We start from the raw sequence: 22,991 nt of genomic DNA, 5'->3' as shown, positions 1-22,991 counted from the left end.
AAACCCTGCATCCCACCTGATCCAACTGCGCATCGGTCGCGTGGTCATTGAATTTTGTCGGCGTAACAGGTAAGAAAGGGAGAACTATCTATAGGAGTACCCCCAATGTTTGAATACAAACGTATTGCGCTGGCGGTGTCGCTGGTGCTTATGACCAGCGCATGTTCAGAAGCGCCAACCACCAGTAACACGGTTGAAACGCAGACTACGCAGGCTGAGGTTACGCAGCAAAGCGAGTCAGCAAAAGCGAACCAGCTGTTTGAAGACATTTTCATGGAAAATGTGATGCGCAGCCCAATGTTCCAGTCGTACCTGGGTATTAAGAAAGACCAGGACAAGTGGGATGACATTTCAGAAGAAAATGCGCAGGAAGAGCTGGCGCTGCATAAGAACCAGCTTGAGCGCGTGATGGCGATTGACGAATCACAGCTTGATCAACAAACCCGCATCAGCTGGATGTTGATGAAGCAGCAATTGGAACAAGACATTGCTGACTTCAAATGGCGTCATCATAACTACCCGGTCAACCAGATGTTCGGTATGCACTCAAGCGTCGCCGCACTTTTGATCAATCAGCACAATATCGGTGAAGTGGTTGACGCTGAAGCTTATATCGCCCGTTTAAACGGCCTGCCGGCACTGTTTGAGCAGCTCGGTGAGAATCTGCGTCTGCGTGCCGAAAAAGGCATTCTTGCGCCGAAGTTTGTCTATCCATATGTGATTGCTGACAGCCAGAATATTATCTCTGGCGCGCCATTTGACGATGGTGAGCCAAGCACGCTGCTTGCCGACTTTGAGAAAAAGGTCGCAGCGCTCGACCTTGAAGAGAGTCAGTACAACGAGCTGATGGCACAGGCCGAGCAGGCCTTGCTGCAGTCGGTGAAGCCAGCTTACGAGAACCTGATTAGCGTGGTGAAAGAAATCGAAACGCAGGCAACCACCAAAGACGGTGCCTGGAAATTCCCTGAGGGTGAAGCGTTTTACAATAATGCGCTACAGCGTACCACCACCACTGATCTGACCGCTGAAGAGATTCATCAGATTGGCCTGGATGAGGTCGCCCGTATTCATGACGAAATGCGCGGCATTATGGAAGAAGTCGGCTTTGAAGGTACGTTGTCAGAGTTCTTCGTGCACATGCGCAATAACGAAGACTTCATCTACCCTGACACCGCTGAAGGTCGTAAGCGTTACATGGACGAAGCCACCGCCATTATCGATAACATGCGTGGTCGTCTGGACGAGCTGTTCCTGACCAAGCCCAAAGCGGATCTTATCGTGAAAGCGGTTGAGCCGTTCCGTGAAAAATCAGCCGGTAAGGCCTTCTATCAGCAGCCATCCATGGACGGTACGCGTCCAGGTACTTACTACGCCAACTTGTACGACATGGCCTCTATGCCGAGCTATCAGATGGAAGCCCTGGCGTACCACGAAGGTATTCCGGGTCACCATATGCAAATTGCCATTCAGCAGGAACTGGAAGGTATTCCGAAGTTCCGTCGCTTTGGCCGTTACACCGCCTACTCAGAAGGTTGGGGGCTGTACAGCGAAATGGTGCCAAAAGAGATTGGCCTGTATCAGGACCCGTACTCGGACTTTGGTCGCTTAGCCATGGAGCTGTGGCGCGCCTGCCGTCTGGTGGTCGACACCGGTATTCACGATAAGAAGTGGACCCGTGAAGAGGGCATCGAATACTACGTCTCGAACACGCCAAACGCCCGTGCCGACGCGGTGAAAATGGTCGAGCGTCACATCGTAATGCCAAGCCAGGCAACGGCTTACAAAATCGGCATGATCAAAATTGTCGAGTTGCGTGAAAAAGCCCGCGCTGAGTTAGGTGATGCGTTCGATATTCGTGAGTTCCACGATGTGGTACTCGCCAGCGGTCCGGTACCGTTGAACGTGCTTGAGCAGTTCGTTAACGATTATATCGCCGCGAATAAAGCGTAATCGACGACAACTACCAACCTATGAAGCCGCAGCCGTAAAAACGCTGCGGCTTTTTTTGTACTAATTGTACAAAGTGCTGTACAATGTTTTTGTTTAGGGCAGCCGCATGTGAGCATGCATTGAGGAACTCATGACCGTTAAAGTGATTACCTACAGTGAGGCGCGCGCGTCGCTGAAAGGCTATATGGAATCAGTCGCCGAAGATCATATTCCTACCGTGATCACCAGTCAGCGTGGCCGGCCTGTGGTCATGTTGTCATTGGAAGACTACACCAGCATGGAAGAGACCATCCACTTGCTTAGCTCACCGGCGAATGCCTCGCGTTTGGCCGAGTCAATTGAGCAGTTTAAGCAAGGTAAGGCCACGCAGAGGGGCCTTATCGATGAGTCAAAAGACTAACTGTGTACTCAGTTGGACGCCTCATGCATGGGATGATTACCTTTCATGGGACAAACAGCCGAAACAGCGCAAGGCGATTAATAAGCTCATCAGAGAGTGCATGCGAACACCATTCAGTGGCTTGGGCAAGCCAGAGCCGCTAAAAGGTAGCTTGTCTGGTTTCTGGTCCCGCCGCATCGATCGCGAACACCGGCTGGTGTATCACTATGAAGACGGGCACCTGACGATTCTTCAATGCCGTTATCATTACGAGAAGTAATTTCATCTAAACCTTTGCCGGGTTGCTTGCGTCCTAACTTAGGAAAAAAAGGAGAACAACTAATGAAAACGAGTTTATTTGCGGTTCTGGCCGTCACCTCAGCCAGCCTGCTAAGTGGCTGCGTTGTCTATGCCAATGGTAGTCCAAAAGGCAGCTTCTGGAATGATGACGACCTGAATTACGAGCAGCGCACACTTAGTTTAAGTGGCGCAGGTATCACTGAGTTGGAAGCGGACACCAGTGCCGGTAGCCTGGAAATTATCGGTGAGGCTGGACGTACCGACATTGAGGTGATCGCTGATATTTATTATCACGACGCCGAAGATATTGAGCTTTCCCTTGAACAACATGGTGACGAGGCGATGCTGCGGGCTGACTTCGCAAACTGGAATTACTCAGACAGTAGCCCCTATATCAACCTGACGGTACGAATGCCACAGAGCATGATGCTTGACGTGCACGATGGCTCAGGGTCAATGACTATTCGTGATATTCATGCTGACGTGGAAATTGAAGACGGTTCAGGCTCAATGAACGTTTTTGATATTGTCGGCAACCTGCAGATTGACGACGGTTCCGGTAGCCTGAGTGTGCGCGATGTACAGGGTAACGTGAACGTCGATGACGGTTCGGGCTCACTGACCATTGAGCAAGTCAGTGGCATGGTTACTATTGATGATGGTTCCGGCAGCGTGACCGTCGACACCGTGGGTGGCCTGAACATTATCGACGATGGCTCGGGTGGGGTGAGTACGCGGAATGTGGGTGACGCCCATTAACTGCGCGATAACACCTTAATCAGGTGCCAGCCGAATTTGGTTTTAACCGGCCCATGCACTTCCAGCGTGCGCTTGCCAAATACGACTTTGTCGAAGGCCGGCACCATTTGTCCTCGTCTAAACTCACCTAAGTCACCACCCTTCTTGCCAGACGGGCATAGTGAGTGCTTACGTGCCAGGTCACCAAACTTCTTGCCAGCGGCCAGCTGCTTTTTTAAATCTGCTGCTTCAGCCTCAGTTTTTACCAGAATATGTAAAGCGTGTGCGCGCGCCATAAAGTAGTTCTTACCTGTAATAAATCGTTATGAATTAAAAGGACTTGTCGGTTCTTCGCTAATCGGGTAAATCACTTCCCAGCCGCTACCGCCACAAAAGTTACCGTATTCGGCGATGAGTTTCGCGTCCTTAAGTAATGTTTTTGAAATGATCACCGTGCCAACACTTCCATTTCTTTGGCCGTCGGCTGTCAAATTAACAGATACAAAAAACTCGGGGTCGCTGAGTTCTCCAACAACAAGTGAAGCTGAGGAAAATGACAGACCGCCGAACTCATTATCGATTTCAAGAAGGTACTGATAACCCTCTTGCTGGTACTTATATGAATATGGCACTTGAACTTTTTTTGAGGTGACGCGCTTATCTTGGTCACTGAGACAAATTCCTGCATCTGCCAAACAAACCTGCGACACGAGCAAGCAAACCAAGCCAAGGCTAACGGTAGAACATCGCATTTTTATTTCTCACTAAGTTTTGTTATTCGTGCGTCACTACTGACACTATAATCGTTTTCGAAACCAATATCATTTACAGTTAGTTGAGTTAGCCATGAGATTTAATGATGTCAGCAAATAACCTTAAACCTGGTATTTATCGCCATTACAAAGGCCCGGAGTACGAAGTTATCGATACGGTGTTGCATTCGGAAACCGAAGAGCTGCTGGTGTTGTATCGCCCGCTATATGGTGAGCGTAAACTTTGGGTGCGGCCCTATCCGATGTTTGTCGAAAGCGTCGAAGTCGAGGGCGAACATGTGCCGCGTTTTGCTTTTGTCAGGTCAAATTAATAAACGGCAGCAGACGCGCGATATTTAGCGCATCGTCAATGCCGCGGTGATAGCTGCCCTGAAATTCTAAATCATGATACTGCAGGGCACTCATCAGGCCGGATTTGCGTGAGCCTACCCGGTCTTTGCGCCACTGCTTTTTCAGGTTCACGTGCGGTAATGCACAAAACTCGGGCGCGAGCTTGTGACGTTCTTGCTCTGCTTTAATCTGCCGACGGTCGTAATCACCCCAGGAGCCCCAGAGCTGTAGCTCGAAATTCTTGAGCCAAGAGTTGAGTTCGGTCACAGCTTGTGGGTAACGCGGCGCCTTATCCACATCGCTCTGGCGGATACTGGTGAGCTCTTGGCAAAAGTCACTCAGTTGCGGATGTACTTGCGGCTGCACGAACAGTGATTTTTCCGCCACAGCGGTACCGTCGAACGTTGCCACCACACAGCCAAACTCAATAATTTCCATGTCATCAACGGTCTGCTTGCGATCCAGCCCTTCGACATTGCCCTCCCAGCAGGTCGCCTCAAGATCGACCACCAAGATGAGTTGTTGGTTCATCGTTGACCTCCTTTGCGATCGGCAAAGCGCCGTTTGAGCATACGCACCAGCCAGTCGCCTTTTTGTGCTTTATTCAGTTCGGCAAGTTCGTAGGTGGCGCGCTCCATACTGATTACGTTATCCAGCATGGCCTGATAAATTTGGTTCGATTTTTTACGGCGTTTCACCGCGTTTCCAGAGTCGAGCAGGGCTTCGACGAAGCTAATCACTTTATACCGCCAACCTGAGTTTAATGAGCCTTGCTCCATGGCCTTACCTGCTTCTTCTAACTGGCGTTTCAACTGTTGTTCAATAATGGTCAGGTCAGCTTGCACACTTTCTTGCTGACAAACCTGCCGTGAACGCGCCAACGTGACAGTCTCGCTGACCATCTCGACATCAAGTACACCATATTCCTGCCAGGTCGCCAGCACCCGGGCGGCGGTCTGAATGTCGTTCAGGTTGCGCGACTCACGTAAGGTCATGGCATGGCTGTAAACCTTGTCCCAGGCCTGCCAGCGGTAAACAAAATCGAGCCCGGTGCCTTTAATATTCTGCACGCCAATAATGCGGGTCATCAGTCCCGCAGGGGTAGTGTCCACCAGTGTCTGCACGGTCTCGTTACCGGTGGAGTAGTAGTTCTCAACCACTACCCAGCGCTGTTTAAAACACTCGAACACCCATGCCAGCAACTGCTCTGTATGGTCATGCAGGTCGCCTCGCGCGCGCTCGACATGTTCCTGCCAATAGCTGTATTCCTGCTGCATCTGCAGCGCCATGCGCTCGATCGAATTCACTTGCTCGCTCGCGTAGCTCGCACTTTCTGACGATTGTTTAAGTTCGGCCAGAGCTTCTGTTATCTGTGCTTCGTTGGTTGCCGTAATGACCTTTTCTACGATGGCGTCGACTTGCTCACCGGGCACGGCAACACCTTGCAAGGCAGCGCCCAGGCGCTGCTTGATATGCGCCGCTTGGGTGGTAATGCGAAAGCGTTTGCATAAGTTCTGCAGCTTATCTTTCAGGTCACCCTCTTGCTGGCCTTCTTTGAATTGTTCGGCGAAATTCTGCCAGGCATCGGTAATGTAGGTCTGTAAGCCGTCGAGGTTATTACCGATAAAGAAGTAGCGGTCGGCTTGAATATCGCTGACCAGCATTTCAGCGAATACCTGCGAGCGCGCCACCCGATCGGCACGGTTATTCACCACAATACCGGTAAAGACTTCCGGGCTGGCTTCAAGGTTATGTTGATCAAAGCCGGTGCGTTGCCAGTTTCCCAGTGCGCCTAAGCGCTCATTGGCCGACATGCCATTTACGAACTCAATATGGCGCCCCTGCACCTGCGCCACCGGATAGATCTTCAATACGCCCAAATCAGCAATCACATTGTCGGCCATGGCTTTTACCGCAACGTCATTACGCACGCCCAAACGCTCGGACATAGTACGTACCAGCGCGATATTGTTCGGGTGTTCCGCGTAAGGGAAACGCGCGAGAACGTCCTGGGTGATTAAACCGGACTGCAGCCAGTTGACCGCGGTCAGTGAAGCCTGCTTGCGATGCGCTTCGTCCTGCAGCACCGGTAACATTGACTCCTCAGTGGTGTAAACGTCGCCTTTTTTGGCAATAAAGTTTTGCATGACGATCGGGATCTCAATACCCGCAGGGCCCTGAATATCTTCATGGTCCGGATAGCAGTTGGTAATGGTCGAGATATCATCGCGCATCCACTGGCTTTGCAGAATTTCGATGTAGCGCGGGGTCAGGCCCATGCACTCCCACAGGAACACGTCGACACCGAGCTTGGCGCCAAATTTCGTTAAAAACACCTGCTCCCAGATGGTAGCCTTGTCATAAGGGCGAAACAAAAACAGCTCTTTCATCGGCCGGTTGGCATTGCCAAGCAGGAACATTGCCTCACAACCGGTGGTTTTTGACAGCACGCTTAAGCCAAGCTCATTAAAAACCGCGGCTTTTAAGCGCTCGGTGCCTGACTTGCCACGTGTGCCCCAGCCGCCGATGACCAGCGGAAGCTTTTTGCGGCTGCGGCGTAGTTCCACCAACTGGCGCACGTGGTTGGCGAAAAAGCCAACAAATACCACTGAGGTAAACGCCAGCAACTGAGTGATAGTGTTTTGGTACACCGAATAAAAATAGTTATAAACGTCATTCAGTGACGGTACGCTAAACGGCAGTGCCACGGACGGGAAAAAGCGCTGAACGCGAGGCTCGATGGGATACGGGCGGCCCTTGTTATCGGCATAACCGCGAATGGACACCTTAAAGCCCAGTTGGTTGACTTTTTTCAGGTAGGCGTTGGGCGCGAAGTTGTCGCCTTCCTGCCAGTTGCGCAGGCGCGAAAGTCGGGCAAACTGCCACTGAATCTGCCAGCGCGCTCGCATTCGCTTCAGTAATGAGCGCGGAGGTGTGACTTCAGTGATGCCCTCACTACTATAAATGCGCAGTGGCTGCGTCGGCCAGCCCTGATCAAGACAGGAGATCAACTGATCAACCAAGGGCAGATAGTTGCGCTCGCCGGCTTCCTCATTAATGTAAATGGGCTCACCAGGTACTTTGGTAATACTTTGCTCAGCAACAATACGACTGTTGAACTGATGCAGCCCATAATACACCCGCCCCTTGATGTGGTTATGGTTCTGCCGTTTATCGGTGGCGGGTTTGCGCCATTCGTGAATAATGCGCCACAGGCGCGGACGAAACCGGAACCCTGCCCAGACTTTGGCCTTGCTACCATTCAAGCGCACATTAAAGCCAAACCGGCTTGAGGCCAGATAAGCCATTTGTCGGTACCAGGCTTCGGTGCGCTGTTGTTCCGACACTTTCAGCGTCAGACTCTTTTCCATAGGTAGCAGCGTCAGTTTTTGCTGGGTGTCGCTGGCAATGCGATCGGGGCTGCTATAAAAGAAAATTGCTTCACGGCACTCGGCTGCCCAACGTCGCACACGCGTATCGCTGTGCTGCTGGTGTAGTTGCGTCAGCTGGCTATCAATTTGCTCGCGCTCGCTTTCATTGACCGTCAATTGCGGTGTGAAACGCTGTAATAGTTGAGGCAACAGGTGCATCACGGTGCGCAATAAGAATACGTCTGCATTGCTTCTGAGAAGTTTAATCAGCCGCTCAATAAGGGTGTTGAAGTCGTCCTGCGACCACTGATGTTTCAGCAATGTCATTAAGAACTGGGCTTTGACTTTACTGGAAGGTTCGGTTCGTAAAATACGAATGCCCAGCCGCAGTGCGACCTCGCTGTCGAGGTGCTGAGTGCCTTCGGCAAAGCGCTGGCGTACATATTCTGAAGACTCGGCACGATACGCCGTCAGCAGGTAACGTAGCGCGACGCTGTCCAGTGGCACAAAACGCAGCATTGACTCGACCATACGACCTTTTAAGAACATGTCAGCGTGGTCTTCGGTATCAAACACATGCTTGAATACAGTCAGGTATTGTGCCGGCTGGGTTACCGCAATCAGGTTCATCATTTCGGCGCGCATCCAGATATGCATGTCACTGTCCAGACAGATGCGGAACACATACTGAATCGTTGTGCTCGGCACCTGATCACGCAGCATCACGGGCATGTCCTGCAATACACGACGTAATCCGCGACAGGCAGCGACGCGAATATTGGCCTGCGCCTGATAGCTGATACTTTGCTCCAGGCTTTCCGGTAGCGCCATTTCCTGCCACTGGCGTAAAAGTTGCGCTTCGTCATTAATTTGCATCAGGCTCAGGTGCGCCACCTCGCAGAGCCGGCCGATCAGAAACATAATAAACTTTTCGTGTTCGGCGGTTTGTTTTTCGAAGTATTCGCTAATGGCAGCGTCGTCAAACCATTCCAGTTTGTTCTTCGCAATTTTGCGAATAATACGCGTCGGGTAGCGCAGGTATTTCGCTGCCGATACCAGATGTTCAATACGCTCAGACTCGGAAGCGGACTGATGATAGTTGTAGTTAAAGTCGACCTGCCGCGCGCGCAGTTGCTCTATGGTTTTGAAGCGCTCTGCCAACTGATGCTGTAAAAACAGATACAAGCGCAGGGAGGTGACGTTTGCCGCTTCTTTGCCCTCAAGTCTTGCGGCGCTTGCCGACCAGGACTGATAGCCGCGTTCACATTCGCGTAACTGTTTGGCGTAAATGTTCTGCCAGATCGCGTCCATGCCGGACCGTAACATAGCTTTTGGCGATGCTAAATCAGTCGTCACCGGCAGCCTCCCATGGGTCGTTGATGGTAATGTCGTTGGTATCAATTTCGGTTAACGAGTGGCGCTGGCGTAAGGGCGCGAACAACAGGTTATTTGGCGCAAAATCGTCATAGCCCTGACCGTCGGTGGCATTCCAGCTGATTCCCAGGTAGGCGCCGGTACTATTGCGGTTCATATCGTGGCGCAGGTCAAAGCTAAACTGCCAGAGACTGCCGCGCGTTTGCCAGAGTTCATAATCGACAGAAAAGCCTAACTGCATGGCCGACAGACCGCGCACGCGATGGTCATCTTGCAGATAGCGCCGGTAACGGACGTCAACACCGAAGCGCCAGGGCTGGTAATACTGACGCCAGCCGGTTTCCACCGACCACTGGTCGAGCAACTGGCCATCGTCAAATTCGTTGAAGCGCAACTGCGCGCTCAGATGCACCCGCGTGTCGAGCCAGGGGTGGTAACTAAATTGATCGCGCACGCTTAGCCCATACCGGTGGTTCAGTTTGTAGCGCGTGACAATGTCATCATCAATAGGTGTGGCTGGCGTGGCTTGTTCAGAACTATCGCGGCCATAGACACTTAGCTCAAGCTCGTTGCGAGTGCGATGGTTCCAGTAATATTTCCAGCGCCCGGACAGCGAGGCATAGGCTGCCCAGGCACCTTCCACGTCGCTGGTCGGTGCGTCGGCCTGGTAATACAGATCCAGATTCGCCTCGGCGTCAAAGTATTTGTTCGGCATCCAGTAAAGCTCGTTCTGGCTCACCAGGGTTTGCAGCTGCGTGCTGTTATGATCACGCCACTGCAGGGAACTGTGCCAGTAACTGTCCCAGTCCGGCAGATGGCGGCGGTAATTCCAGCGCGCGTCAATAAACTCCTCACGCGCCGAGCGAATGTCCTCGTCAAAGTTATTGCGGGCGCGGGCGCCAAGCTCGAAGCCCCAGCTACCGTCTTCTTGTTCGCCCAGCTCATAGAGAGTATCGGCGCTTACCGTACGTTGCGGGTCTACCGGCCAGATGGTGGGCGCGGCGGAAGGGGGCGCGGAACTGACGCCGGTGAATTCTGCCGGAAGTGCAGGGGTCATGGTGCGCTGCGGCTGTTGCTGCCAGATGAAGAATCGATAGTAGCTGAACTCTCCGGGTTCGTCTTGCTCATGTCTGACGTTAAAAAAAGTGTCCTCGGCAAACCACTGGTAACGGTGACTTGCTTCGCCGCCGCGCTGTTGGTATTGGTCAATACGCAGCAGATTATTGCCGGGCACGAATAATTCTATAGGCTGCTCAGCACTGGCGCGAAAGGTTTTCACTGAAGTTGGCGGCAGCACCGAAACACCATCTTCATCAAGCAGGCGATACAACACCATCGCCTCTGAGGGGGCGGCATAGCTTAAGCTGACTAACTGGCGCCCGGCCTCAAGATAAAGTGTCTGGCGATAGCCTTGCTCCGGCACACGCACCTGGTGTTCGCCTGCTGGTGTGGCAATGCGTACCGGCACCGGACTTGCCGGTGCTGTTAGTTCTGCCACTTTACGCAACTCCAGAGTAAGTTGCTTGGGCGTGCTTAACTCAACGGCAATCTCGGCTGTCTCGTCGTTTGCCAGGCGGCGCTCGCCCGCGGCCACTTCAGAGAGCATGAGGGCCTGGCGCAGTTGCCACCAGGGGGCGGTCGGCTGCCAGCGGTCAGACTCTAAAAAGGCAATGCCGTTGCTGGCGCTTACGGTGTCGAGCCGTTGCCAACTGTAATCGGCGAGCAGGCGATCAATCAGGTACTGCTGCTCGTCACTGATACGCTGAGGCTGGATATCGGCTTTTAGTTTTTTAAGTTGTGCGTCGTTAAGCGTTGCGTACTGCTGTTGTAACGCCATTTCATGCAGACGCAGTGTCAGTTGCGAGGTAGCAGGGGCGACGCTTGTCGCGTTGGCCTCGGTTACGGTCTCAACCACCACCGCAGCGTCAAAGCCTTCCGTCTGAAGCTGTAGCTGGTGCGCAGTTGCTGGTTCCAGAGTAAAGATAAACGATTGTGGTAGCCCTACCAGCGCATCATCATCCTGCGCCCAGCTCAGGCTTTCGCTGGCACGATCAAGCCGGATGGCCATTGGATACTGTTGCTCGTTAACCGTTATCGTTGCTTGCTGTAATAATTTCTGTGCCGCTGTGACTGATGTCGTAGATTCGGTATCAGGCAGCTTAGGGTAGAGTGTCACTTTCACCCTAACAGGCTGCGCCTGCGCTGATTCTTGCTGCGTAGTGTTTAGGGGTATCGCGCTCAGCGACATAGAAACCGGCTCGTTGCCCGGCAGGTAAAAAGCGCTCAGGTACTGCTGCAAGTCCTGATTGTAAATAAGTGCTTCACGACTATTGCCGCTTAATTGCGGCGGTTGCTTGACCCATCCGGTGACGGGCCGCGTGCGCCAGTCGGTGGCGAGGGTTTCAGAGCCAAGCAAGTAGGCAAGCTGCGCGGCTTCGCGCTCGCGCCCCTGGTATTGCCAGCTCGTGGCAATGTGCGACAAAGCTTCAGTATCCCCGCGATGATACAACCGCCACGCCCAGTAGCCCTCAACGTCAAACCAACGCTCGTGCCCGGTAAAAAGCGCGAGCAACAGCGCTTCGGCCTGTTGTTGCAAGTCACCTTTGGCGCTGACGGCAAAATCGACCAGTAACTGCCGCGCGGTGAAGTTGTAACCCAGCGCCATAATATGCTCGTAGACATCGGCCAACGTCGTTAATCGCACGTTAAATGTTGTCATCAGATCGTCGCGAATGCTTGCGAAGTCAGCGGCGCTAAGCTGCGTGTCATTACCGAAGTATGCGCTGGCGTAGCGCTCGGCAAATTGCGCGGCGCGGGCCTGCAGGCGTGGTCGCCACTGCTGCGTAACTTCGTACTGCAAGGCACTCTGCCCGGCCAGCGCAGGCGCTTTGACATAGCTGGTGCTGCTAAGTGCCTGGCGTAGCGCCAACGCTTCACTGGTATCGCTCAGGTACAGCCACTGGTACTCACTTGGTGCCACGACTTGTGCATTGCGATAAGACAAGCGCACCCAGGTGGGATGCGTGCCCTCATTGGTAACGGTCAGGCGCCGATACGGCTGATGAAAAGGCAGCTCAAATTCAGTTACGGTTCGTTGCACCTGACCGCTGCCAGAGCGTAGTGCCAGCACAGAGCCATTATCGAGCTGCCAGCTAGTATTAAAGCGTTCGTCAAGGTTGTCATTTAGGGCGTCGTCAGGTTGCAGCCGTACGTGCTGCGTCTCACCGCTGTCCGAGCGCACGACGACTGCGCCGGTGGCTTTGGGATGCTGTAAGGCCAGGCGTACCGGCGCATTCTCGGTCTGCTGTGGCAACACGAAGGTGGCGCTTTGCCCCGCGCTTAACTGGTAATAGTACTCTGGCTCGCGGGTCGGTTGTGACGGTGTCGGTAAAAATGTTTCGCGTGCATCGTCGTGTTTAAGCTCGCCGGTCAGTGGCACGAACGCGGTAATCGGCAACGGCGCCTGCGGTGGCAGGGCACGATAGAAGGTGGTGGTTACCGGCGCGGACGGCTCATGAGCGGCTTGTCGTAACTGTGCTTGCGCAGTTTCACGCGGCGCGTTATGCGCAAACAAAAATTGCTCGGTGGTATCCACCGCCAACCAGCGCAGATACGCATAGCGGTCAACTTGTACGCGGATCTCCTGCTCGGCTTCGCGCACATAAAATGGCACAAAGAGCGCACGTGACAGCAGTTCCGGGGTAGCATCACTACTACCCTTATAGGTGCTTTCGGTGTCAAGCTGAGCAGCATAACGCAGCTCGCGTCCGCTACCAGCGCTAGCGCCGGTTGCGCGTAGCGCCACGACCTCGCGTAACTGATAATGAGCGTACCAGGGAATGCGCAGCTCCAGATGATACAAGCCAGGTTCAGCGAACGCCTTTACATAGTCCTGGCCTGCCTCAAGCACCTGATAATCATGGGCCTCAAAGCCCTCGTTCCGGCGCAGGGTCACGCTGTCGTAGTCCTCGTTAAATACTATTTGCGCATCATCAGTGTGGCTCGGTATTGCTTCGGTGGCGGAGTGGAACACGCGTACGTGCGCGTTGCTGGTCGCATCGCTGGTTAACCACAAGCGGCGCGGCTGAAAGGTGTTGGGCTGATAAAAATAATCAGTGTAGTCAGGGGAATGATGGGCATCAACGGGCTGGTGCCCAATCAGCACACCCTCGCCCGCTGATGACCAAAGTTCAGGGGCTGTAGCGGGGTGTGAGTCGCGTTCTTTATGCTGTACGCGTAGCCGCCACCACCGACTGGCCGGCACGGAAAAGACAGTTGCCGTGTCGCTGTCGAGGTCCTGCCTGCTCTCGCTTGTTACCTCATACCAGAGCATGCGGGTAAATGGCTGCGCCAGGCTTGCTGGCGCAATCAGCGTAACGAGCAACATTAACACACAACTGACAACGCGCATCATTCGTGTGACGCCCCCACCATGCATTGCAGGGCATTAAGCGTGGTTTGTTGATCTCCGGCAAGCGCGTCGCGTACGCCGCGGCTCATTTCAACATGCACGAACTGTTCGGACTTACCCCAACTCGCCAGGGCCTGCGCAACATTATTCTGGGTGCCGCCAAGCTCACCCACTTCAGCGGGGTAGCGCAGTACGGTAACGTTAAGCAATGCGGTCAGGCAGGTCTGAATTTCGTGCAGGCGCGTTTCGTGCATAAATTGCTCAGTGGTGCCGTGACTAAGAATAATGTCCGAGTTACGGCCTTCCACCGTTGAGCGTTTGCTTTTCGAGTAACCATGCAACTGTACAATTACGCCTTCGGGATTCTCGGCGATCCAGGCCTCAGAAGCCGCCAGTAAGGGGCTGCGGCGTGCATTCGAAATGTCGCTGTTGACCTTAGGCTTTTGGTTTTGCCCGGCATAGCGATGAATCGAGTTGGACATATAGAGCTGCACTAAATCGTTGGTCCAGCCCGTTTCAGCAATGACGGCGGTATGCAGATCAAAGTAGCGATGTGGCGTTTGCAAAAACACCGAAACCGGATGCGTCGGGCGGTAGCCAAACGCGCCCCAGCCTAATTCGGGGTGACTGGCGGCAACCACAACTTCATGCTCCTGCCAGGGCAGACGCTCAATCGTGTAGAACTCGCTCAGGCCGTCATTGCCGCCACGAAACAGCGCGACGAAGGACGCTTCAAGGGCCGCCTGGTTTGAGGTAGAGACGCGTTCGTAATAATCACTGCGGGGCACAGTGTCGAACCAGGGCACAGGCTCTGTCTGTGCCTGAGCGGGTAAGGCCTGTAATAAAAATACGATGACACAAGATAGGTTAAAATAACGCATTGCCATCCTCCGTATAAATCTCGATTTGATAGGTGGGTGCTTCCGCCAGATAACCGGCCTGAATGTAGCCGCCCTGTGAAGCTGAACTGCTAACGGTGATCCGATAGCGACCTGGTGCCAGATCCCGACCCAATAAAAATGTCAGACGTGTTGGTGCCCATATTGGGGCATGAGCTTGATTGAGTAACACGGTGGTGGGTGCCGTCTCTGGCGCAGGCAAGTTAAAGGTGCGCTTTGCCACGGTATAATCGGCATACACACCTACCTGTTCCTGCTTCTCTAAGGTTAGAGTGACTTGCTGTGAAGCGCCAATCGCCGGGAAATAATGAAATGTCAGCCACTCTTCGTCTGCGCGTTTTTCAACACTGAAGGTCACCTGCCGTTCCAGCTTGTAAGCGTTACGCACCCGATATGTTGGCTGTGCTGACGCTGGCTGATAGTTGCTGTACCAGCGCACAACGGCGGGAGTTTCAATCTTGAGTTGATAGTCGCCTTGCGGCAGCGCCGGTAGCAACAGACGGCCAGTGTCGGCATTGAGCCAGTCGTGACTGAGTAACTCACCATTTAAATAGATAGTCGCCGGCACCGGTTCCTGTGTGCCCTTTTGATATACCAACTGCGGTCGTACCTGCTGCGGATGCTCTGGCGTGGTCAGCTGATAACTGCCATCGCTGCTGTCGATCGGTGCGTAGATAAGCTGCGCCGGACCTTGCTCTGCGGCATCTTCTGACGCTTCAGGCTGTTCTTCTGGCTGCTCTGGCATAAAGAGCTCAAAATAAGGCGCGTTGTTCACGCTTTCCATGCTGTACCAGTGCTCCTGCGTTGCAGTTGCGGTGACTGCGGTGCTGGGTGGCAGGGTATGTTGCCAGGACAGTAGGCGGCTTGCCGGTGGTACGCTACCTTGTTGTTGTATCGGATAGGATAAAAACCATTTCGGGATACTTTGTTGTTGCGGCTCGTTTTCATCGGAGGCCTGCACCTGGTAAGGCAAGTCGACCGGTCGGGTGTAGACATTGACTAAGACCTGCCCGGAGGTCGGCGTGGGCGGTGTCGCATAGTCGATCTGCAATTGCGCTGCATTCGCCGGTGCGACAATGTAGCGCGACGTCTTTTCATGCACGTGGGTTTCGAGACTGGCGTCGACGCTCACTTGCAGTGGGTTCACGCTGGCCTGCGGTGTGAGCATACCGCTAAGTAACTGTTTTCCGTCCGCATCGACAATCCGCCAGCGTAGTGTCGGAGCCTCTAACTGCTGCAGCGTAGCGTTGGTGACCAGGCGGGTATCGAGACGCAGTGGCTGTACTTGTTGCGCTTCATCGACCAACGCAAATTCCAGGGTCTGTACTGGCTGAACCACGCTGGCACGCAGGTAATTATAGTCCGCACTGACAATGTCGCCCTGTGCGTCATAAAAACTTAGTTCGCAACGCTTGTTCGCGGCGATTTGGTAAAGGTTTGGCGTTGTGGGCAGCGTATAGGTTTCGGTGTTGCTGTTAAGTAGCACTTGCTCGACGTGTAATTGCCCGTCGCTGGTGACGCTACTTAGGGTTAACTGACGGGTTAACTGACGGCTCAATTGAACTGGGTCGGTAGCGGTTAAACTTGCGCAACTGATCGCTGTTATTGTGCGCTGGACTCGCGTATCGACGGTGAACCAGCGCTGCGGCCCAATCACGGCAAGTTCATCGATAGCTGCTTCGGTCTCTTCCAGGGCTTCTGCGTCTTCGCTCACAAACAAGGTGCGCGAGACGATCCGACCGTCGGACGCTGATGCCGGACCAATGGGCTGCCAGCGCTGCTGAAGTCGCGCCCTTCGCTCAGCTACCGGGATCAGTTCGACCGGATAAATATGATCTTCAAAGATCGCGGTTTTTTGTTCCGCGCTCATGCGCTGCCAGATACGCGCCACTGCTTGCTCGTTATACCGCTCCAGTACCGCTACGCGAATGGCCAGTGGTTGCGCGGATTGGCGTAAGGTCAGGGAAAACTCATTTAAGCGTTGGCGCTCGGCGAAACTCACGACATGCAGTTGCGTCAGGCCTGCCAGCGTGTCGGTGGGCGCATCAAAAAAGCGTGGTGGCAACTCACCGGCCGGCGGCGCTTCCTCAGGTCGCAGTGCTACGTTGTAGGTTTCTGACAGGGTCTCGTCCGGGTGCGCGCTAAAGTGAAGCGTGGCCTCACCTTCTGCTGCAGGCAACCCTACTGGTGTATGTAAAATACGTAGTTGCGTGGCATCGTTCGGCACGTCAAAGTTCAGTGTTTCACCGGGTTGCAGCATATAAACCGTCGACTGCTCGTAACTCTCCTCCCACGGTGGTACGTCGCGCACGTTGAGGCCGCTGATGACTTGCATCAGGCCGTAACCGGCACCACCAAGAACGGCGAGCGTAAGGATGAATAGTAGCAGGCGGCCGAGCAGTCTCATGGGTGTGCCTCCCGGTGCAACCATTGCACACGACCGCGCACGAACTCGCGTACTGCGCTGGTAATATCTTGCTGACGCTCATCAACCTCAATGGTTGATGACGAAAGCGGTGTCAGATTTTTCACGGCGAGGACGTCGGTATTTGCGCCTCGAAGTACCAGATAACTTTGCAGCGACTCGTTGTCACGCCACAGCTCAAGCGTCACCTCCGGGTAGCGCTGCTGCAATGTCGCCAGCACCTGAATATTTTGCGATTGCTCAAACTGGTTGAGCAGTCGTTTGACGTTCACGAGCATGCTGGGCGTCATGCTGACGAGCGGTAACGGGCTTAATTGCATGGCGACGTCGTATTCTTTTGTCGCAATACCTAACGCCAACATCTGCTGGAACAGTACCGATTCGGTCGCCACCGTGCGGAAGCTCTCGCGCAGTCCCCGCGGTAACCAGATCTCGGCGTATTGCGCGGCAGGAATATACTTCGTAAAGCGCGCCTGTGCAGTGTAGCTCGCTGGTGTAAGTTCAATCACCTCATCGGGGGCGGCAACGCCAGCGCGGGTCAGCAACAGCTCGAGGTAGCGCCGTAACTCTTTGAATTCGGGCTGTTGCGCGGCAAAGGGCTTATTGAGTTCGTAGTAACTCAGCTCGACCTTTTCGATACCTTGTGTGCTGTCACCGGCAAAACCGCGCACCTGTACCGCCGTGATGTCACGTTCGGCTTCATGGCGTAAGGCCGCCTGATGCACCAGATTAAACAGGGTGAGTGGGTTTGAGCGGGCTACCACGCGTGCCGAACCATCACTGTTCGCCATCGGATGCGCACCACTGACGAGCAATGCGTCGGCTTCCATCTGCTGGAACAACGAGCCGGCGAATTCAAAGCTACCGCTTTCGAAAATAGGGGACGGTGCTTCTATCACGTATGGACGGGAGCTACCGAGTTTAAAAACATAAGTGCCCCAGTGTCGCAATGAGTTACGTTGTTCACCCAGTTGTTCGCGCAGGATAAAGTACTCGGCGCCACTTGAAATGTGCCGGTACAGAATAATCTGGTAATCAAGTTGCGCTGCAGCCTGGGCAATCTGGTTGATGAGGGGCTGCGAGCGGCTGAACCAGTCAGGTTCACCATAGCGATCCATGACCATGAATAACGGTTCCAGCACGGCGCGGTCGAAGTAAAGTAGCTCGGACTGCTGTGGCGCGACATATTTTTCGGTGTTTTTAGCGGCTAACAGACGTTTATTTTCTTGGAGAAAAGACAGCAAATAACCGGCAATCTGCTGTTCATTGGCTACGGTTTCTACCTGCTCGCGTAACGCGGCGTTGGCCAGAATCGAGAGCATGGCGGGTTGCGTCAGAAAAAGTTCGGCAAAGCCATAGCGGGCGACGTCTCGCTGACGGTTTTGAAAGCCGGGAATATCCCAGACCACGTCGACACCTGAGGTCAACTGTTCAAGGGTGGCTAGCGACAATGCTGCCGGAGGACTGTCTTTCACCCACATGCGGGTCGCATCGGCGCTTAGTCCCAGCATTTCATTAGCGCTGCGCTCACCCAGCAGCTGCCGGGCCAGACTTGGTGAGTACTCACGTACCTGTAAGGCGCTATTCGCAGATAGCGTCTGGTGAAATACCTGGAATAATGTTTGTGAGTTCAGCAGTAACTGGTCGCTACCATCCCGGGCACGCTGGGCACGGGCCGAAGCGACCGCAAGATAGCGGGCATTGAGCTGTTCAAACAGTGGCAACATGACCAACGCCGTGATGTTTTCATCCATCACCGTCGGGAATTGCAGCGCCAGTTCGTTGCGGTGCGCAAGGTCAAACACAAAAAAGCCCCAGCCGCGTTCGGCACGGGTGTCGCGGAGTACCACGTAACGCGATTCCACCCACAGCACTTCGTAACCAAAGTTATTGGCCAGTCCGGCGACTTGGCGTAATTGCCGCTGTGAGGGCGTCGGGCCTAAATCATCAATGGCCAGAATGGTGTCTCGGAACTGCTCCAGCGTGAAAGGTGAAATCGTAATACCGCGGGTAACTGCGTCGGACGCATAGCTGGCCTGACGGGTGGCTTCGATCACCCGGGCCAATGGTTGCTTGCTGACTACCACTTCACTGGTTGGGACCAACTCAGGGTCGTCGGCAAGTGGTGCCGGCTGATACAGCGTGAGCGCAAAACCAATCAGACTGGCGCCTAAGGCGGCAACAAACGAGGTCTGCACCGTAGTACGGGTCAGTTTAATCGCAATGTCTTTCTGGTACATCTTAATGGCGAGCAAGGTGGCAAGTAAGTAACCAAAACCGTACAGATCGGTAATCTTCTGCGCCGGGAACCAGATGATAATGATGTAACCGAGAATCAGCTTGTAAACGAAACTGATATTAAAGAACAGCAGTAGTTGCCGCGCGCCTTCAATATTTTGATTGCGCACAAACGGCAGTTTGAGCAGGCCGATGGCGCAAAAAAGAATGACGAAGGCTTCGGCAAAGGTGGTGACGATTTTAATCGGATTGTACCACTGCAACGCCAGCAGGCTGGGAATGAGAATGCCGTTAAAGTCCCAGCCGTAGCGCAGGTTCATGCGTGACGCTAAAAAGGCGGCGGTAATAAGAATAATATAGGCTTTCGGGCTGGCCAGGATGTTACTGGCGATATCTTCATACATGTAGCCCAGGGTGCTGATATTAAAGTTCGTCAGCGGTATGAGTACATAGCTGATAATAGCGTAGGTCAACGCGAGATGAACCAGTAGGGTACCGAGTCCGCGTTTAATTCCGCTGTTCCAGAACTGATTGGCACTCAGGGCGATAATGACCAGACCAAAACTGTGGAGGCTACTGCGCAATTCAAAATCGACGCCGCGCTGCATCAGATAATCATCAAGCGCAACCAGCAGGTAAGCATCAAAAACGACCCGAACCAGCACGCTGACCAAGATCAGGATAAAAAAACGATCGCGCCCAAAAAACTCACCTAGGCCGGCCTTGACTAAGAAGCGATCGGCGATGCCTCGTGTCAGCAGGTAAGTGACAATGCTCTCAACAATAATAACGATGGCTGAGCCGGGTTTGACTAACAGCAGCGGAACGATGTAGCCGGGAACCACAAGGCCGGATAAGGTCGTGCCAAAGCGCAGATTCAAAAAGGCGACAATAGTGACGCCTATCCAGACCGTCGTAACTACCGAACTTGCCAATCCTCCTGTCGGGAAGATTTCCAGAGGCAACCAGTCCATCATTGCGCCGGCCTTTCGCTTTCGTGGATATCTGCCTCAAAGGTAGGCAGTCTGAGGGTCAGCTGAAAGCCCTCGCCGAGGTGTGTCTCTACTGTTAGCTCGGCGCCCCAGTCGGTGATCTGACGGCTTAGGTAGAGCACGGTGAAAAGCTCGTTACGTTCACTGAATAATTCCACATTCGAGAGTTGATGCAGGCTGTCTAATCGCTCTTGCGGTACCCCATAGCCCTTATTGCTGAACTGAATTTCGACGCGGCGGCACTGATCGTCGTAAGAACAGCTGTTCATGCTGATCGCGATTTCTCCATCAGTGCTTTCACAATCTTTCACCAGCAGCATCAGCATAGCGTCGACCAATTGCTTCAGCTGTTCTACTGCGACCATCGCCAGTGCGGGAATTTCCGGCCAGTTGAGGTTGAGCTCAATCGCTTTTTGTTCAATCGCGTTACTTTGCTTACGCAATGAGGTGCTGATTAGATGTACCGGGTTCACCGGGAAAACTTCATTACTATGCTCGTGCAAGTCAAGCATGCGCTCAACGGTGCCGCTTAGTTTTGCGGTTTTATCCAAAATTGAGTGGATGGTATCAATATGCTCAAGCTTGTTTTGATCTGGCGCTTCGCTTAGTTGTTTGGTCGCTTTGCGAATAGCTTTAAAGTCGGCCTCGAGCATGTCGAAATAATAGCGGTGCAACTCGCGTTTGCCTTCCACGATTTGCTGCACTGAATGCACGTCGACAAACTCAAATAAAATTCCTGCCAGCAGGAATGGTGACGTTTTATCGCCACGCTCGTGTTGGCGCTCAATCGGCAGCACCCGCAGAATGTAGTCAGACTCGAGCTTCGGGCTGGAGATGCGCCATTCGACGGTGCGGTGGTGCAAGGTAATCTGCAACATGAGCTTTTTGATTTTTGCGGACTTCTCGCCAGTAAGGTGCACTAACAGGTCGTGCGCGCTCATCGTGAAGAACTTCAAATCAAGTTGATTAGCAATGGCGTCCATCTTGCGATTTGAGGTCAGCACCTGGCCGAACAAGTTGTAAAGCACCAGCGCCGAGCTGTTTCGGCTAAAGACATTTTGTAAGAGCCCGAGGCGACGCTCCAGCAGCTCAATCGCGGAATCGAGCTGACGGTGTTCGTTCACCGCGTAATTCAGGTTCACGACCTTGCGCAAAAAGCGATTTTCACGGGTGTTCCACTCGATAAATTTACTGCGATGATAGAGCAGCTCAGAAAGCTCGCGTGAAAAGCTGATTAGGTTCTGCTCAAACACCGCTTCGTTCCAACTTTCCTCAGGCTCAACTGTGAGCGCCCAAAAGCCCAGCACATCGCCCGCGAACATCAGCGGAACAATGTACTCAATTTCATCGGCCGTGGTGTCTTTGAAATAGTGCTTGTTTTCGATACGCAGCGGACGTTGTTTGCGAATGGCCTCGCTGTAAGGGGTACGCTGGTAGTCGCGCCGGCGCTCCTCGATGTCATCGACGGTGCAGTTCAGCGAATGGATAGCGACCAGACGATGATCATCAGCGACCCTGTCGAGCAGTATCGAGCGGCGCATATGCAGGTGCTGATCAATGAACACGTGCAGGTTCTTCCAGGGGTCTTCAGTCTGTAAAAACGAGCCTGGCAACATGCGTTGATTCAACCGTGACTGCAGTTTGGCGGTGCGCGAAGACAGAATTTTTGCCTCGCGGCGGCGTTCACTCATTAGAAATTGCAGCAGCGCGGCCAATTGGGTCAGGAAAAATTCGCCAAACGGAAAGACCAACTGAAAGCCGACAAATAGCAGGTAAGACAGCAGCAGGCTAACAACCAGCAAGGAGCCTTCAAACAACAAAATACCGTTGGTGTTAAACAGTTGCAGCAAAAAGAAGGCGGCGAAATAAGCACAGAGCAAACCCGCAGCGGTTAGCGGCAGCGGAATCGTTTTTAGATCAAGATCGTGGACGACTGTTTCCAGCGCGAGCGCCTGCATTTCGACATACGTCAGATAGTCCTGATCAAGCGAGTCGGCCACGTAAAAGCGCTCATAGCGCTTACTGGGACTGACCTGAATAAACACGATTTTATCAGCGACCAGACTACGGATAATATCGCCATCTAGTGCTTGCTGTGCGGTAATATTTGGCAGCAGGTTTGGGCGGATAGCAAAGTTGAAATAACGCTCGTAAGGTCCTTGGTTTTCGGCGTTGCCGACGTTTTTAGGGAGCAAAGAAAGTACCGTCTGATCGCGCTGCTCCAGGCTGAAAGAACGATAGTTGCCGTTGCTCGATTCCAGCTCAAACAACCTTAGTGAGTCAGGGTACTCGCTCAGAAAGTCCTGACCGCGCGATGAGGTAATATGCACGTTATCAGGCCAATCGTAGGCCCGGGTCGTGCCTTTGAAATAGCTATCCAGAATTAAAATTTCGCGTGTACCAGCGGCATTGAGTTGCCTTACCAGGGCGTTGATCTCGCTGTCGGTGAGATCGGCAGTGCCGGTATTTTTAATAGTGAAAGTTTGCGGAGTAAAATCCGGTGCTCTTGAAACGTACAAAAAAGTGTCGGTTAGTTTTGCATTGAAGATACCCAGGGGCATTGATGTTGAGAGCCCGAGTATAGCCGCAATGGCAATGACACCTATCAAGAGGTCAATCAAAAATCCCTTTATTCTCACGTAAGAACTCCAGAATCAGCAACTAAGAAAGTTATAAGAATCTATAACTTAGTCTATAAGCAATTTCCCTTTTTGTACAAAAACATAGCCAGCAGGGGCAGCCCCCCCTGATCTTTTCGGCAATTGCTGGCATATCTGCCCTTACACGCTAGTATTTGGGGCAGAGGTAGGA

The 22,991-nt window shown here is 53.3% G+C and carries 14 protein-coding genes; 5 read left to right on the top strand and 9 right to left on the bottom strand.

The features are described 5' to 3' along the window. Nucleotides 1–105 precede the first annotated feature (105 nt). The 4 genes from CWI71_RS00940 to CWI71_RS00925 all read left to right on the top strand — a co-directional run bounded on the left by CWI71_RS00940 (nucleotide 106) and on the right by CWI71_RS00925 (nucleotide 3,388). Nucleotides 106–1,950 carry a DUF885 domain-containing protein gene (locus CWI71_RS00940; protein WP_126753371.1) on the top strand — a complete coding sequence of 615 codons (1,845 nt, stop codon included), beginning with the start codon at nucleotides 106–108 and terminating at the stop codon, nucleotides 1,948–1,950. Between the two features lie 130 nt (nucleotides 1,951–2,080). Next, nucleotides 2,081–2,350, top strand: coding sequence for a type II toxin-antitoxin system Phd/YefM family antitoxin (locus tag CWI71_RS00935; protein WP_126753370.1), 270 nt, complete (start codon nucleotides 2,081–2,083; stop codon nucleotides 2,348–2,350). Further along, complete coding sequence (locus tag CWI71_RS00930; protein ID WP_126753369.1) at nucleotides 2,334–2,609, top strand: Txe/YoeB family addiction module toxin; 276 nt, start codon at nucleotides 2,334–2,336, stop codon at nucleotides 2,607–2,609. The genes CWI71_RS00935 and CWI71_RS00930 overlap by 17 nt, the downstream gene beginning before the upstream one ends. Before the next feature lie 62 nt (nucleotides 2,610–2,671). Beyond that, complete coding sequence (locus tag CWI71_RS00925; RefSeq protein ID WP_126753368.1) at nucleotides 2,672–3,388, top strand: DUF4097 family beta strand repeat-containing protein; 717 nt, start codon at nucleotides 2,672–2,674, stop codon at nucleotides 3,386–3,388. Here the strand turns inward: CWI71_RS00925 and ppiC are convergent. Together ppiC and CWI71_RS00915 are read right to left on the bottom strand one after the other, a co-directional pair. Further along, entirely contained in the window at nucleotides 3,385–3,663 is a 279-nt protein-coding gene (gene ppiC / locus CWI71_RS00920; protein WP_126753367.1) for a peptidylprolyl isomerase PpiC, read from the bottom strand. The genes CWI71_RS00925 and ppiC overlap by 4 nt on opposite strands. 27 nt (nucleotides 3,664–3,690) lie before the next feature. Further along, nucleotides 3,691–4,062, bottom strand: a complete 372-nt coding sequence (locus tag CWI71_RS00915; RefSeq protein ID WP_126753366.1) for a hypothetical protein — start codon at nucleotides 4,060–4,062, stop codon at nucleotides 3,691–3,693. A gap of 164 nt (nucleotides 4,063–4,226) precedes the next feature. Between CWI71_RS00915 and CWI71_RS00910 the strand changes: the two genes are divergently transcribed. Then, on the top strand, nucleotides 4,227–4,451 hold the full coding sequence (locus CWI71_RS00910) for a DUF1653 domain-containing protein (protein ID WP_126753507.1): 225 nt from the start codon (nucleotides 4,227–4,229) through the stop codon (nucleotides 4,449–4,451). On the opposite strand, the gene CWI71_RS00905 is transcribed toward CWI71_RS00910, so the two are convergent. The 7 genes from CWI71_RS00905 to CWI71_RS00875 are packed head-to-tail and all read right to left on the bottom strand — an operon-like array spanning nucleotide 4,438 to nucleotide 22,819. Next, nucleotides 4,438–5,001: a 3'-5' exonuclease gene (locus CWI71_RS00905; protein ID WP_126753365.1), complete on the bottom strand. Its 564-nt coding sequence runs from the start codon at nucleotides 4,999–5,001 to the stop codon at nucleotides 4,438–4,440. The genes CWI71_RS00910 and CWI71_RS00905 overlap by 14 nt on opposite strands. Continuing rightward, a complete protein-coding gene (locus CWI71_RS00900; RefSeq protein WP_126753364.1) occupies nucleotides 4,998–9,197 on the bottom strand; it encodes a hypothetical protein in 4,200 nt (1,399 codons plus the stop codon). The genes CWI71_RS00905 and CWI71_RS00900 overlap by 4 nt, the downstream gene beginning before the upstream one ends. Further along, nucleotides 9,187–13,629 (bottom strand): TonB-dependent receptor, encoded by a 4,443-nt coding sequence (locus CWI71_RS00895; protein WP_126753363.1) that lies wholly within the window; start codon nucleotides 13,627–13,629, stop codon nucleotides 9,187–9,189. Before CWI71_RS00895 ends, CWI71_RS00900 begins: the two co-directional genes overlap by 11 nt. Continuing rightward, on the bottom strand, nucleotides 13,626–14,507 hold the full coding sequence (locus CWI71_RS00890) for a hypothetical protein (RefSeq protein ID WP_126753362.1): 882 nt from the start codon (nucleotides 14,505–14,507) through the stop codon (nucleotides 13,626–13,628). The genes CWI71_RS00895 and CWI71_RS00890 overlap by 4 nt, the downstream gene beginning before the upstream one ends. Continuing rightward, complete coding sequence (locus CWI71_RS00885) at nucleotides 14,494–16,932, bottom strand: hypothetical protein (RefSeq protein WP_126753361.1); 2,439 nt, start codon at nucleotides 16,930–16,932, stop codon at nucleotides 14,494–14,496. Before CWI71_RS00885 ends, CWI71_RS00890 begins: the two co-directional genes overlap by 14 nt. Then, nucleotides 16,929–20,165 (bottom strand): poly-gamma-glutamate biosynthesis protein PgsC/CapC, encoded by a 3,237-nt coding sequence (locus tag CWI71_RS00880; RefSeq protein ID WP_126753360.1) that lies wholly within the window; start codon nucleotides 20,163–20,165, stop codon nucleotides 16,929–16,931. Before CWI71_RS00880 ends, CWI71_RS00885 begins: the two co-directional genes overlap by 4 nt. Next, nucleotides 20,162–22,819, bottom strand: a complete 2,658-nt coding sequence (locus tag CWI71_RS00875) for an ATP-binding protein (protein ID WP_126753359.1) — start codon at nucleotides 22,817–22,819, stop codon at nucleotides 20,162–20,164. Before CWI71_RS00875 ends, CWI71_RS00880 begins: the two co-directional genes overlap by 4 nt. Nucleotides 22,820–22,991 lie beyond the last annotated feature (172 nt).

Source organism: Pseudidiomarina insulisalsae (genome assembly GCF_003987065.1).
Classification (GTDB): Bacteria; Pseudomonadota; Gammaproteobacteria; order Enterobacterales; family Alteromonadaceae; genus Pseudidiomarina; species Pseudidiomarina insulisalsae.
Note: the sequence above shows the minus strand (reverse complement) of the source record. Positions and strands in the feature narration are given on the sequence as shown.